At 63.9% G+C, this 13061-nt stretch carries 11 protein-coding genes; 2 read left to right on the top strand and 9 right to left on the bottom strand.

The annotated features are described in order from the left end of the window. Positions 1-145: 145 nt before the first annotated feature. From NA637_RS05610 to puuE, 5 genes are all read right to left on the bottom strand, one after another. Positions 146-1399 (bottom strand): urate hydroxylase PuuD, encoded by a 1254-nt coding sequence (locus tag NA637_RS05610; RefSeq protein WP_256071344.1) that lies wholly within the window; start codon positions 1397-1399, stop codon positions 146-148. A gap of 113 nt (positions 1400-1512) precedes the next feature. Next, entirely contained in the window at positions 1513-2025 is a 513-nt protein-coding gene (locus NA637_RS05605) for an ureidoglycolate lyase (protein ID WP_256071343.1), read from the bottom strand. 44 nt (positions 2026-2069) lie between these two features. Next, a complete protein-coding gene (gene alc, locus NA637_RS05600) occupies positions 2070-3065 on the bottom strand; it encodes an allantoicase (RefSeq protein WP_256071342.1) in 996 nt (331 codons plus the stop codon). Between the two features lie 65 nt (positions 3066-3130). Next, complete coding sequence (gene uraD / locus NA637_RS05595) at positions 3131-3646, bottom strand: 2-oxo-4-hydroxy-4-carboxy-5-ureidoimidazoline decarboxylase (RefSeq protein WP_256071341.1); 516 nt, start codon at positions 3644-3646, stop codon at positions 3131-3133. Beyond that, the gene (gene puuE / locus NA637_RS05590; protein WP_256071340.1) at positions 3646-4575 is read right to left on the bottom strand and encodes an allantoinase PuuE; all 930 of its coding nucleotides are present in this window, start codon (positions 4573-4575) and stop codon (positions 3646-3648) included. Before puuE ends, uraD begins: the two co-directional genes overlap by 1 nt. Before the next feature lie 278 nt (positions 4576-4853). Here puuE and uraH point away from each other — a divergent pair, with 278 nt between their 5' ends. Together uraH and NA637_RS05580 are read left to right on the top strand one after the other, a co-directional pair. Continuing rightward, positions 4854-5207 (top strand): hydroxyisourate hydrolase, encoded by a 354-nt coding sequence (uraH, locus tag NA637_RS05585; protein WP_256071339.1) that lies wholly within the window; start codon positions 4854-4856, stop codon positions 5205-5207. Positions 5208-5540: 333 nt separating this feature from the next. Further along, complete coding sequence (locus NA637_RS05580; protein ID WP_256071338.1) at positions 5541-6296, top strand: GntR family transcriptional regulator; 756 nt, start codon at positions 5541-5543, stop codon at positions 6294-6296. 106 nt (positions 6297-6402) lie between these two features. On the opposite strand, the gene guaD is transcribed toward NA637_RS05580, so the two are convergent. From guaD to xdhA, 4 genes are all read right to left on the bottom strand, one after another. Beyond that, complete coding sequence (gene guaD / locus NA637_RS05575) at positions 6403-7713, bottom strand: guanine deaminase (RefSeq protein WP_256071337.1); 1311 nt, start codon at positions 7711-7713, stop codon at positions 6403-6405. A gap of 283 nt (positions 7714-7996) precedes the next feature. Then, complete coding sequence (gene xdhC / locus NA637_RS05570; protein ID WP_256071361.1) at positions 7997-8851, bottom strand: xanthine dehydrogenase accessory protein XdhC; 855 nt, start codon at positions 8849-8851, stop codon at positions 7997-7999. A 141-nt stretch (positions 8852-8992) separates the two neighbouring features. Further along, positions 8993-11389: a xanthine dehydrogenase molybdopterin binding subunit gene (gene xdhB / locus NA637_RS05565; protein ID WP_256071336.1), complete on the bottom strand. Its 2397-nt coding sequence runs from the start codon at positions 11387-11389 to the stop codon at positions 8993-8995. Further along, positions 11382-12830: a xanthine dehydrogenase small subunit gene (gene xdhA / locus NA637_RS05560; RefSeq protein WP_256071335.1), complete on the bottom strand. Its 1449-nt coding sequence runs from the start codon at positions 12828-12830 to the stop codon at positions 11382-11384. Before xdhA ends, xdhB begins: the two co-directional genes overlap by 8 nt. Between the last annotated feature and the right edge of the window lie 231 nt (positions 12831-13061).

Here is a 13061-nt window from a genome sequence, read left to right as displayed (position 1 = left end):
CGCGGCGCCGGCCAATGCCTGGCGCTCGGCTCCGCCGTCCGCCGGGTTTGATCTCGGGTTGAACTGAGGCCTCGCCTCGTGCTGCGTGGCTTGAGCGTCGAACAGGTGAAAAAAGCCGCGCCCGGGGCGCGGCTGGTGGCGCTGATCAGTCGATCGGTGCGCCCTTGTCAATCCAGGCGCCGAGCAGGTCGCGCTCCTCCTGGGTCATGTTGGTCATGTTGCCCAGCGGCATGATCTGGCTCGCGACGGCCTGCGCATGAATCTTCGCGGCCTGCTGTTGTATCTGCTGCGGCGTATCGAACATCACCCCGGCGGGCGCTGCGCTGAACAGCGGGCTGCTCGGCCGAGCGGCGTGGCAAACGCTGCAGCGCTCGTTGATGATGCGATGGACTTGGGCGAACTCGCTGTTGCCGGCTTGCTCGGCCGGCGTTGCTGCAGCGGCCTGTTGCGCCTCAATGCTCTGCTCGCGCGGGCTGGTCGGCACGGCGTTGGGTACGCCACCCTGACGGTTGGGCGCGGTGACGAACGCCAGACAGATCATGCCGACTGCCGCAGCCGGCAGCGTCCAGGCGAAGCGGCTGCTGTCATGGCGGGTGTTGAAGTAGTGCCGCACCAGCACCGCGAGCACCGAGATCCCGGCCAGGATCAGCCAGTTGTACGGGCTGCCGTAGCTGCTCGGAAAATGGTTGCTGATCATGATGAACAGCACCGGCAGGGTGAAATAGTTGTTGTGCCGCGAACGCAGCAGACCCTTGGCCGGCAGCACCGGATCCGGCGTGCGGTTCTGTTCGATGGCGGCGACCAGCGCCCGCTGGGCCGGCATGATGATGCGCAACACGTTGCCGACCATGATGGTGCCGATCAGCGCGCCGGTATGGATGTAGGCCGCGCGGCCGCTGAACATCTGCGAATAGGCCCAGGCAGCGAAGATTACCAGGATGAACAGCACCAGGCCGAGCAGCGCGGGCTTGTTGCCCAGCGGCGAGTCGCAGAGCAGGTCATAGACGAACCAGCCGACGATCAGCGAGCCGAAGCCGATGGCGATGGCCGCCGCAGGGGACAGCTCGCTGCCTGCTGCGATCAGGTACAGGCTGGGGTTGAGGTAGTAGACCACCATCAGCAGCGCCACGCCGGACAGCCAGGTGGTGTAGGCCTCCCACTTGAACCAGTGCAGGCTTTCCGGCATCTGCGGCGGCGCCAGCTTGTATTTCTCCAGGTGGTAGATACCGCCACCGTGGATGGCCCAGAGATCGCCTGACAGGCCCTCACGCGGGTTGGCGCGGTTGAGGTTGTTCTCCAGCCAGACGAAATAGAAGGAAGCACCGATCCAGGCGACGCCAACGATCATGTGAATCCAGCGAATAGTCAGGTTCAGCCATTCGGTCAGATGGGCGTCCATTTGTCATGCACCTCTTGCGGCCTGCAGGCGACCGTATTTCTTCTTGTTGAAATCGGCTTGAGCGCGTCGCCAACGCAGGCAAGGCAACGCCGAATGAGCCAGCGCAGTAGCGGTCATGTCGATTCCCGTTGGAGGTCGAGGAGGAGTTGCTGAGCCTCCGTGAAAAAGTACTCGTCGCAGTTGTTGCCAGAACCGCTGCGGTCGACCACCAGCCATTCATCCCGCTCTTCGATCGTCAGCACCGGGTGGTGCCAGACGCCGCGCTGGTAATTGACGCCCTGCCTGCCGTTGCTGCGGAAGGCGCGGACGTGGTCCGGTACAGGGGCATCGCCAAGTGGCGCGACCACCACCAGAAAGGGGTTGCCGAGCAGCGGTATGAACGCCTGGCTGCCCAACGGGTGACGTTCGAGCATGCGGATGACCAGCGGCCTGTCCAGCGCCTCGGCGACAAAGATGCTGATGATCGCCTGATCCTCCGGCAGAGCCGTCTCCACCGTGGCCAGCTTGTGGTAGCGGCGGGTCGAGCCGCTGTTGATCATGAAGAACTCGCTGCCTTCGGTCTCGATGACGTCGCCGAACGGGGCGAAGGCTTCCTTGGTCAACGGTTCGATGGTCAGTGTGCGCATGGTGACTCGCTGATAATCGGAGTGTTGTATAGGGCTGGTTGTACTTACTTGCTCACCTTGCCGAACAACCGCAGCCGGCTGACACCGCCATCGGGGAAGATGTTCAGGCGCACGTGGGTGATCGGGCCGAGCTTGGCGATCTGCTCGCTGAACGCGTGTTCGGCGTGCATCGACAGCTTCTGGCTCGGCAGCAGCTCGCGCCAGAACAGGCTCTGGGTCTCGATCTGGCTGTCGGTGCCGCCTTTGACGTACGCCGCCTGGATCGAGCAGCTGTCCGGGTAGTTGCCCTTGAAGTGCAGGGTATCGACGACGATGCGCTCGATCTCGCCCGGATGGCCGAGGGCGACGATCACCCAGTCGTTGCCGGGCGTGCGGCGGCGGGCGGTTTCCCAGCCGTCGCCCATGTTCTCGCCGCGGTTCGGGTTGAGGATGTTGCTCATGCGGCCGAAGTGTTCGTCCGAGCAGGCCAGGGCGCGACCGCCATTCAGCGCCGCCGCCAGGTCGATCTGTTGGTTGTCGCCGACGCGGCCCCAGTCGCGGAACGGAATGCCGTGCACGCGCAGGCGCGCCACGCCGCCGTCCGGGTAGATGTTGAAGCGCAGGTGGCTGACCGGCTGGCCGAAGGCGATCGCATGGTAGTGGTGGCTGTTGCCCTGCAGCTCGACGGCCGGGAGAATTTCCGTCCACACGGTGTCGTCGCTCGGGTCGCCGTCAGCGATGAAGCAGGCTTCCAGCGAGGCGGACGGCGGGTAGTTGCCGGTGAAGTGGCTGGTGTCGATGTCCACGCCCTTGATCTGACCCGGCACGCCCAGGCGGATCAGCGCATGGTCGTAACCTTCGAAGCGCTTGCGGCGCGACTCCCAGCCGTCCATCCACTTGCCGTTGTCATCGAACACACCCTCCTTCCATACGGCCGGTGTCGGCTGGAACAACCGGTTGACGTCGGCGAACCAATCGTCGGTGACGGAGAGGGCACGGGTGCCCAGGCGGGCATCGGCCAGGTTGACGTATTTTTCGAAGGGTACGGCATAAGCTTTCATGGACTCGTCTGCCTTGGATGAGAAGCGGTTGCTGTCATTGCTGCCTTTGTTGCGGCTGGTGCGCGCTACATCGCCTGCAGGCGGAACAGGGCGATCGTGTTGATTTCCGCCAGCGCCCGGGCGAATTCCTGTTCGGGACTGTTGTGCATGCGTTCTTCGAGCGCGGCGAGGATCTGATGCCGGTTGCTGCCCTTGACCGCCATGATGAAGGGGAAGCCGAACCTGGCCTTGTAGGCCTCGTTGAGTTCGCTGAAGCGGGCGAACTCCTCCGGCGTGCATTCATGGATGCCGGCGCCGGCCTGTTCCGAGGTGCTGGAGGCGGTCAGCTCGCCACGCACGGCGGCCTTGCCGGCCAGGTCCGGGTGGGCGTTGACCAGTGCCAGCTGAGTGTCGCGGTCGGCGGCGAGCATCGCCTGGGACAGGCGGGTGTGCAGCACCTCGACGTCGTCCAGCGTCGCGTCGACGCCCGCCTGGTAGACGGTGTCAGCCACCCAGGGCGAGTGCTCGTAGACGTCGGCAAAGGCGGCGACGAAGGCGTCACGATCCAGCGTCGAGGGTTTGATCGTCTTGAACGGGGTCATCAGTTGCGCTCCGCGATAAAAGGGTGGGTGGCGTGCCAGTGGCGGGCGATGTCGACACGCCGGGCGTACCAGACCTTCTCGTGGCCCTTCACGTATTCGATGAAGCGGGCCAGCGACGCCAGGCGCGCCGGGCGTCCGAGCAGCCGGCAGTGCATGCCGATGGACAACATCTTCGGCGCGCCTTCGCAGCCTTCGGCGTAGAGCACGTCGAAGGCATCCTTCAGGTAGGTGAAGAAATCGTCGCCGCTGTTGAAGCCCTGCGCCTGGGTGAAGCGCATGTCGTTGGTGTCCAGCGTGTAGGGGATCAGCAGATGCGGCTTGTCCGGCGTCGACGCGGGGTCCCAGTAGGGCAGGTCGTCGTCGTAGCTGTCGGAGTCGTAGAGAAAGCCGCCTTCCTCGCGTACCAGGCGCCGGGTGTTCGGGCCGGTGCGGCCGGTGTACCAGCCGAGCGGGCGTTCACCGGTGATCTCGCCGAGAATGCGGATGGCTTGCTGCATGTGCTCGCGCTCCTGCGCCTCGTCCATGTACTGATAGTCGATCCAGCGGTAGCCGTGGCTGCAGATTTCGTGTCCGGCGCCAGCCATCGCCTTGATCAGCTCGGGATGACGCTCGGCAGCCATGGCCACGGCGAAGATGGTCAGCGGGATGTCGTGCTTGTCGAACAGCTTGAGCAGGCGCCAGACGCCGGCGCGACTGCCGTATTCGTAGAGCGATTCCATGCTCATGTGGCGCACGCCTTGCAGCGGCTGCGCGGCGACCATCTCGGAGAGGAAGGCTTCGGATTCCTTGTCGCCGTGCAGCACGCAGCGTTCGCCGCCTTCCTCGTAATTCAGCACGAAGGACAACGCGATACGCGCATCGCCCGGCCAGCGCGGGTGCGGTGGGTTGCTGGCGTAACCGATCAGGTCGCGTGGGTAGTCGGCGCTCACGGGGTGCTTCCTGTATGGCGGGTCGTCATGGCACGACCGGACGGCTGGATTGTATACAAATTTTTTGAGGCTTTGTAAATAGCAAATTTCATCCTTTCGCTATAGCTGTTCTCTGCCGTGTCGCGATCGGCCACGCTCAAGCCCTTCTGTGGCTTGCAGGTAACGGGCCAAACGATGCCTGGAAAATTGTATACAAAAATATCTGCAGATTGTCTTGAGCGATGTGGGCTGGATGGTTATGCTCGGGGCAGTTTTCATTCAGCAGAGCGGAGGTGCCCGTGGGCCGATTGACCACACACGTACTCGACGCCGCCCACGGTTGCCCGGGCAGCGGAATCAAGGTGGAGCTGTATCGCGTCGAGGGTCAGGCGCTGACCCCGGTCGCAACCCGAGAGACCAATGCCGACGGGCGCTGCGACAGTCCGCTGCTGGAAGGTGCGGATTACCTGTCCGGCGTCTATCAGCTGCAGTTCAGTGCCGGCGACTACTACCGCCGCCGCGGTGTGGTCCTGGCGGACCCTGCGTTTCTCGATGTGGTGGTGCTGCGCTTCGGGATCGATTCGGCGCAGGAGCAATACCACGTGCCGTTATTGGTATCGCCGTATAGCTATTCGACGTATCGGGGTAGCTGAGGTCGCCGGCCGCGCCTCGTAGGGGCGCGGCCGCACCGCGCCCATGCGCGAACCTGGCTCCCTGAGTCCCCGGCCCGCCTTTAATGGCGGTTTTCTTTGGGTTCAGAACGGCTTTCCGGCTCATGCGTTTGTATACAAGAGTTGCACAGCAAATCGGTGGTCTCGCGGAGTGCGCGTGGCCTCTGTGCGTTGAAAGATTCGGAAGGCGAAATCGTGGCGCTGTGTATTGTGCACAAGGTTAACGGTGTCAGTAGAGTAATTTGTCAGCGAACTGCCAGTAGCGGCGCGAACCCCGTAAAGTTCGGCCTTGCCGACCTCATTTGCGAGCCATCGATGAACGAACAGTTGCAACCCCTGAAGAAGCCGAACAAAACCGGCAAGACTCGCACCGGGACGCAGGACGATATCGTTTATGCGCACATCTTCGATGCCATCCTCGAGCAACGTCTGGCGCCGGGGACCAAGCTCAGCGAAGAGGCGCTAGGCGAGATATTCGGCGTCAGCCGCACCGTCATCCGTCGCGCGCTGTCGCGTCTGGCGCATGAGGGGGTGGTACTGCTGCGGCCCAATCGCGGCGCGGTGGTGGCCAGCCCGAGCGTCGACGAGGCGCGGCAGATCTTCTTCGCCCGCCGCCTGGTGGAGCGCGCCATCACCGAACTGGCCGTGCAGCACGTCAGCGACGCGCAACTCGCCGAGTTGCGGCAGATGGTGAGCGATGAGCATGATTGCTTCGACCGAGGCGATCGCGGGGCGGGCATCCGCCTGTCCGGCGAATTTCACCTCAAGCTGGCCGAGGCGGCGAACAACGCACCGCTGGTGAGCTTTCAGCGCAGCCTGGTTTCGCAGACCTCGCTGATCATCGCCCAGTACGAAAGCGGCAATCGCGCGCACTGCTCGTACGACGAACACAATGAACTGATCGACGCCATCGCTGCCCGCGACAGCGACAAGGCGGTGCGCCTGATGATGCACCACCTGGACCACATCGACAGCAAGCTCAACCTCGATGAAGACAGCGCCTCGGGTGACCTGCATGCGGTCTTCGCGAACATCGTAGCTAAAAAACGGAAAGCCGATAAAAGCGCTTGAGGCTGAGGGCTGGGACGGAAAGCGGAAGGCTGATAAAAACGCTGGAGGCTTGAGGCGGGACGCAAAAGCAGCTTTTTCGTCCAGCCTCCAGCGCTTTTATCGATTTTTATCGGCTTTCCCTTTTATGTACTGAAACCCCGGCGGCGAAGGTTTCCTTCACCGCGCGATCGTCGCCAAGGATCATCAGGGCGAAGAGCTTTTCCTGCAGCGTTGTGGCCTGGCTCAGGCGGTAGTCGATCAGCGGCGTCGCCTTGTAGTCGAGCACGGCGAAGTCGGCCTCCTTGCCCGGTTGCAGGTTGCCGATCCGGTCGTCCAGATACAGCGCCCGCGCGCCGCCAAGGGTGGCGAGATAGAGCGCCTTGAACGCATCGAGCTTCTGGCCCTGCAACTGCAACACCTTGTACGCCTCGTTGAGGCTGGCGAGCTGCGAGAAGCTGGTGCCGCCGCCGACGTCGGTGCCCAGGCCGACGCGTACGCCAAAGCCTTCGACCTTGGCCAGGTCGAACAGCCCGCTGCCGAGGAACAGGTTGGAGGTGGGGCAGAACGATACCGCCGAACCGGTCTCGCCGAGGCGCTTGCATTCGTCGTCGCACAGGTGGATGCCATGGGCGAACACCGCGCGCGGGCCGATCAGGCCGTGGTGGTCGTAGACGTCCAGATAGCCCTTGCGCGCGGGGAACAGCTCCTTGACCCATTCGACCTCCTGCCTGTTCTCGGAGATGTGGGTGTGCATGTACAGGTCAGTAAATTCGGCGAACAGCTTGCCGGCCAGGGTCAGCTGCTCCGGCGTGCTGGTCGGGGCGAAACGCGGGGTGACGGCGTAATGCAGGCGACCCTTGCCGTGCCAGCGCTCGATCAACTCCTTGCTGTCGGCATAGCCTGATTCGGCGGTGTCGGTGAGGAAATCCGGCGCATTGCGGTCCATCAGCACCTTGCCGGCGATCATGCGCAGATTGCGCTTCTCGCAGGCCTCGAAGAAGGCGTCCACCGATTGCTTGTGCACCGTGCCGAACACCAGCGCGGTGGTCGTACCGTTGCGCAGCAGCTCGCCGAGAAACAGCTCGGCCTGCTCGCGGGCGTGGGCCATGTCGCTGAAGCGGCCCTCGTTAGGGAAGGTGTAGGTTTCCAGCCAATCCAGCAACTGCGCGCCGTAGGAGCCGATTACGCCGACCTGCGGGTAGTGGATATGGGTATCGATGAAGCCTGGGGTGATCAGCGCGTCCGGGTATTCGATGACTTCGGTGCCCGCTGCCAGCGTCGGTAGCAGCTCGGCAGCGTGGCCGATGCGCGCGATCTTGCCGTCTTCGACCACCAGCAGGCCGTCCTCGAAGTATTCATGGGATTGCTCGATGCCCCCTTCGCGCGGGTCGGCGAGGCAGTGGAGCAGGGCGGCACGGTAGGCTTTGGCTTGGGACATGGTGGTTCTCAAAATCGTGGTGTAAGTGTTCCGGCCCGGAATCAACGGGTAATTCCAAAGGATTGGGTTCTATTCGTAGGAGCCAGCTTGCTGGCGATCCTGTCGCGTTGAGCTCATTCGTAGGCAATCGCGCGCTTACGCTGCGAGCTGTGGCATCGGCCCGGAATCATCCCAGAGGCTTTCGGTTCTATTCGTAGGAGCCAGCTTGCTGGCGATCCTGTCTCGTTGAGCTCATTCGTGGGCAATCGCGCGCTTACGCTGCGAGCTGTGCCGCCTTCCGATATCAGCCCATGCGCGACCGCCTTGATGCCGGAACCAGCATCGGCACCGGCTTTTCACCATCCGCAGTTTTTTCACCGCCCTTTTCACCGAAATGCGCGTTGTAGGTGGCGATCACCTCGCCGGCGATGGACACGGCGATCTCCACCGGCAGCTTGCCCTTCACCTCGGCGATGCCCATCGGGCAGCGCATGCGCTGCACCGTTTCGGCCTGGAAGCCGCGGTCCCGCAGGCGGTGTTCGAACCGGGCGCGTTTGCTCTTCGAGCCGATCAGCCCGTAGTAGGTGAAATCGTTGCGCGAGAGGATCGCGGCGGTCAGTTCCAGGTCGAGCTGATGATTGTGGGTCATGACGATGAAGTAGCTGCCGGCGGGCATGTTATCCACCTCCTCGACCGCATCGTCGTTGACCACCTTTTCCACGCCTCGCGGAATCTCGGCGGGGAATTCGTTTTCACGCGAATCGATCCAGCGCACCTTGCACGGCAGGCTGGCCAGCAGCGGCACCAGCGCGCGCCCGACATGCCCGGCACCGAACACGGCGATATGCGCCTGCGGCTGGCCCATGGGCTCGAACAGCAGCACCGTGGCGCCACCGCAGCACTGGCCGAGGCTGGCGCCGAGGGAGAAGCGCTCGAGGCGGGTGTCGCGGCTGCGCTTTTCCAGCATTTCGCGGGCGATCTGCTGGGCCTTGTATTCCAGATGGCCGCCGCCGATGGTGTCGTACAGGCGCTCACGGCTGACCACCATCTTCGAGCCGGCATTGCGCGGCGTCGAGCCGCGCTCCTCGATGATGGTCACCAGCACGCAGGGTTCGCCTTTGTGTTGCAGCTCGGCGAGTGCTTCGATCCAGTTGTGCATTTCGTTCTCCAGGGGCCGGAACAGCGTGGGGTTGCGCCGGCGCATCCGGGTTGCGGTCATGGTGCTTTGGTGGGCTGAAGCCCACCCTACGGGTCGTTTGCAGCGTGGCTCGTAGGGTGGGCTTTAGCCCACCATTGAGTTTCAGGCCGGTGCGCTTTCCGTGGCGCTTGACCCCGCCGCGGTCCGCTTTAACCTGCGCATCTGTTCCACGCCCCAGAGCACGCGCTCGGGGGTCGCCGGAGCATCGATCTGCGGCTGCGCCCGGTAGTCGGCCAGGCTGGCGACGGCGTCCTTGATCGCGCACCAGACCGAGATGCCGAGCATGAACGGCGGCTCGCCGACGGCCTTGGAGTGGAACACGGTGTCCTCGGGGTTCTTGCGGTTCTCCACCAGCTTCACGCGCAGATCCAGCGGCATGTCCGCCACCGCCGGGATCTTGTAACTGGCAGGGCCGTTGGTCATCAGCTTGCCCTTGTCGTTCCAGACCAGCTCTTCCATGGTCAGCCAGCCCAGGCCCTGGACGAAGCCGCCTTCGACCTGGCCGATATCGATGGCCGGGTTCAGCGAGGCGCCGACGTCATGCAGGATGTCGCTGCGCAGCATCCTGTATTCGCCGGTCAGGGTATCGACGATCACTTCCGAGCAGGCAGCGCCATAGGCGAAGTAGTAGAACGGCCGCCCGCGCGCCTGGCTGCGGTCGTAGTAGATCTTCGGCGTGCGGTAGAAGCCGGTGGACGACAGCGAGACCTGGCCGAAATAGGCCTGCTGGATCAGCTCCTCGAAGCTGATGTAGTGGTCGCGCAGGCGCACCTGGCCGTTCTTGAACTCGACGTCTTCCTCGAAGATCTGCCACTTGCGCGTGGCGAACTCCACCAGCCGCTGCTTGATGGTCTGCGCCGCGTTCTGCGCCGCCTTGCCGTTGAGGTCGGTGCCGCTGGAGGCCGCCGTCGGCGAAGTGTTGGGCACCTTGTCGGTATTGGTGGCGGTGATCTGGATGCGCTCGATATCCACCTGGAACACCTCGGCCACCACCTGCGCGACCTTGGTGTTCAGGCCCTGGCCCATCTCGGTGCCACCGTGGTTCAGGTGGATGCTGCCGTCGGTGTAGACGTGCACCAGTGCGCCGGCCTGGTTGAGGAAGCTCGCCGTGAAGCTGATGCCGAACTTCACCGGCGTCAGCGCCAGGCCCTTCTTCAGGATCGGGCTTGCGGCATTGAACGCGCGGATCGCTTCGCGTCGCTTTGCATAGTCGCTGCTGGCTTCCAGTTCGGCGGTCATCTCCTCGAGCATGTTGTGCTCGACGGTCTGGTAATAGTGGGTGACGTTGCGCTCGGTCTTGCCGTAGTAGTTGCGCTTGCGCACCTCGAGCGGGTCCTTGCCCAGCTCGCGGGCCACGGCATCCATGATCTCCTCGATGGCGACCATGCCCTGTGGGCCACCGAAGCCGCGGTAGGCGGTGTTCGAGGCGAGGTTGGTCTTGCAGCGATGGCCGTTGATGGTGGCGTCGCCCAGGTAGTAGGCGTTGTCGGAGTGGAACATGGCGCGGTCGACGATCGAGCCGGAGAGGTCCGGCGAATAGCCGCAGTTACCGGCCAGATCGATCTCGATACCGTGCAGCAGGCCGTCGTCATCGAAGCCGACGTCGTATTCGACGTAGAACGGGTGACGCTTGCCGGTCATGGTCATGTCTTCCATGCGCGGCAGGCGCATCTTGGTCGGGCGGCCGGTGAGGTGTGCGATCACTGCGCACATGCACGCCGGGCCGGCGGCCTGGGTTTCCTTGCCGCCGAAGCCGCCGCCCATGCGGCGCATGTCGATGACGATCTTGTTCATCGAAACGCCGAGCACTTCAGCCACCAGCTTCTGCACCTCGGTGGGGTTCTGCGTCGAGGTGTAGACGATCATGCCGCCATCTTCGGTGGGCATGACCGAGGACACCTGTGTCTCTAGGTAGAAGTGCTCCTGCCCGCCGATGTGCAGCGAACCCTGCAGCCGACGCGGCGCGCTGGCCAGGGCGGTGGCCGAGTCGCCGCGCTTGTGGGTGTGGCTGTCGAGCACGAAGTGCTTCTTGTGCAGCGCCTCGACCACGTCGAGCACCGGCTCCAGATCCTCGTATTCGATGATCGCGGCCATCGCCGCCTTGCGTGCGGTTTCCAGGCTGTCGGCAGCCACGGCGATCACCGGCTGGCCGATGAACTCGACCTTGCCGTCGGCCAGCAGCGGGTCGCCGGGCAGTACGGCGCCAATGTCCAGCTGCCCAGGTACATCCTGAGCGGTGATGGCGATGGCCACGCCCGGCACCTCATAGCACGGCGCCGTGTCGATGCGGACGATGCGGGCGTGGGCACGGTCGCTCATGCGTGCGTAGATATGCAGCTGGTTGGGAAACTCCAGGCGGTCGTCGACGTACACCGCCTCGCCGGAGACGTGCTTGGGCGCGCTGTCGTGCTTGACGCTGCGACCGACGCCGGTGACCAGATCCTGGGTGAACAGCGCCGCGATTTCTTCCTGGGTGCGGGTGGTTACGTGGTTAGACATAAGCGGTCACCCTCGTTTCGGTTTTCGGTGCGTGTTGTTCGAGGAAGCATTTGCGCAGCAGGTTCTGTGCGACCAGCAGGCGATACTCGCGACTGGCGCGGAAGTCGGTCAGCGGCGTGAAGTCCTCGGCCAGCGCATCGCAGGCCGCTTCCACGGTCTGCTGGTTCCAGGGCGCGCCGTTCAGGGTCGCCTCGCAGGCCGCGGCGCGCTTGGGAATCGCCGCCATGCCGCCAAAGGCGACGCGGGCATCGGCGACCACGCCATCGGTGATCTGCAGGTCGAACGCGGCGCAGACAGCGGAGATGTCGTCGTCCAGTCGCTTGGAAACCTTGTAGGCGCGGAACAGGCGAGCCGGCGAGGCGCGCGGCACGATGATCTTCTCGATGAACTCGCCAGGCTGGCGCGCGGTGACCTTGTAGTCGATGAAGTAATCTTCCAGCGGCAGGGTGCGGCTGCTGGCGCCCTTGCGCAGGATAATTTCGGCACCCAGGGCGATCAGCAGCGGCGGCGAGTCGCCGATGGGCGAGGCGTTGCCGATGTTGCCGCCCAGCGTGCCCTGGTTGCGGATCTGCAGCGAGGCGAAGCGCTGCAGCAGCTCGCCGAAATCCGGGTAGTCGGCGGCCAGCGCGGCGTAACAGTCGGTCAGCGGGGCGGCTGCACCGATCTCGATGCTGCTGGCTGTCACCTCGACCTTTTTCATCTCGGCGATATGGCCGACGTAGATCATTACCGGCAGTTCGCGATGGAACTGGGTGACTTCCAAGGCCAGGTCGGTGCCGCCGGCGAGCAGGCGTGCGTCCGGGTTGGCGCTGTAGATGTCGGCCAGGTCGCCTACCGTCAGCGGCGACAGGCAACGCTTTTCGCCGTCGCTGAGCTCGGCCATTTCACGCGGGGCGATGGCCTTGAGCTGGGCGATGGTCTCGGCTTCGCGGGCATCGAACTGGTCCGGCTGCTTGGCACAGCAGGCCTGTTCGGCGGCTTCGAGGATCGGCCGGTAGCCGGTGCAGCGGCAGAGGTTGCCGGCCAGGGCTTCGTGGGCCTGGTGCGGATCGTATTCATTGACCGCGCCGGCGTTCTTCTGCAAGGCGAACAGGCTCATGACGAACCCCGGGGTGCAGAAGCCGCATTGCGAGCCGTGGCAGTCGACCATGGCCTGCTGGACGCTGTGCAGCCGGCCCTGGTCCTTGAGGTCTTCGACGCTGATCAGTTGCTTGCCGTGCAGGGCGGAGACGAAGGTCAGGCAGGAGTTGAGGGTGCGGTAGCGCAGGCGATCACCGACGAGTTCGCCGACCACCACGGTGCAGGCGCCACAGTCGCCGGAGGCACAGCCTTCCTTGGCGCCCGTCTTGCCGCGGTATTCGCGCAGGTACTGCAGCACCGTGGTGTTGGGGTCGAGAGTCTGCTCGCGGCGCAGCTCACGATTGAGGAGAAACTGGATCACGGTTGCCTCCGGAAAGTTTTTCTGGGCTCTGGCGGTGGAAATTAGCCTTAGCTGACTTTTCGGTCAACTAATTCCTGACTCAAAAGTCAGTGCGGAGACGAGCGAACTTTTTCGCAGCAATGTGCATGCCGCTTTGGCTTGTCTGTCATATGTTGAGTGTGGCTCAGCCACACCAAGATTGCTGCTCGCCTCGACGGGCGCAAGGGGGTGGGCGGAGCGGCGAGTGAGCAA

It is taken from the genome of Stutzerimonas stutzeri (genome assembly GCF_024448935.1).
Classification (GTDB): Bacteria; Pseudomonadota; Gammaproteobacteria; order Pseudomonadales; family Pseudomonadaceae; genus Stutzerimonas; species Stutzerimonas stutzeri_AO.
The sequence above is the reverse complement of the archived record's forward strand: the minus strand, read 5'-3'. Positions and strand labels throughout refer to the sequence as shown.

Coding starts and splice junctions, on each gene's coding strand:
- xdhC (WP_256071361.1), bottom strand. CDS start 8,851: ATGCACAACTGGATCGAAGCACTCGCCGAGCTGCAACACAAAGGCGAA.
- NA637_RS05580 (WP_256071338.1), top strand. CDS start 5,541: ATGAACGAACAGTTGCAACCCCTGAAGAAGCCGAACAAAACCGGCAAG.
- NA637_RS05605 (WP_256071343.1), bottom strand. CDS start 2,025: ATGCGCACACTGACCATCGAACCGTTGACCAAGGAAGCCTTCGCCCCG.
- guaD (WP_256071337.1), bottom strand. CDS start 7,713: ATGTCCCAAGCCAAAGCCTACCGTGCCGCCCTGCTCCACTGCCTCGCC.
- alc (WP_256071342.1), bottom strand. CDS start 3,065: ATGAAAGCTTATGCCGTACCCTTCGAAAAATACGTCAACCTGGCCGAT.
- NA637_RS05610 (WP_256071344.1), bottom strand. CDS start 1,399: ATGGACGCCCATCTGACCGAATGGCTGAACCTGACTATTCGCTGGATT.
- uraD (WP_256071341.1), bottom strand. CDS start 3,646: ATGACCCCGTTCAAGACGATCAAACCCTCGACGCTGGATCGTGACGCC.
- xdhB (WP_256071336.1), bottom strand. CDS start 11,389: ATGTCTAACCACGTAACCACCCGCACCCAGGAAGAAATCGCGGCGCTG.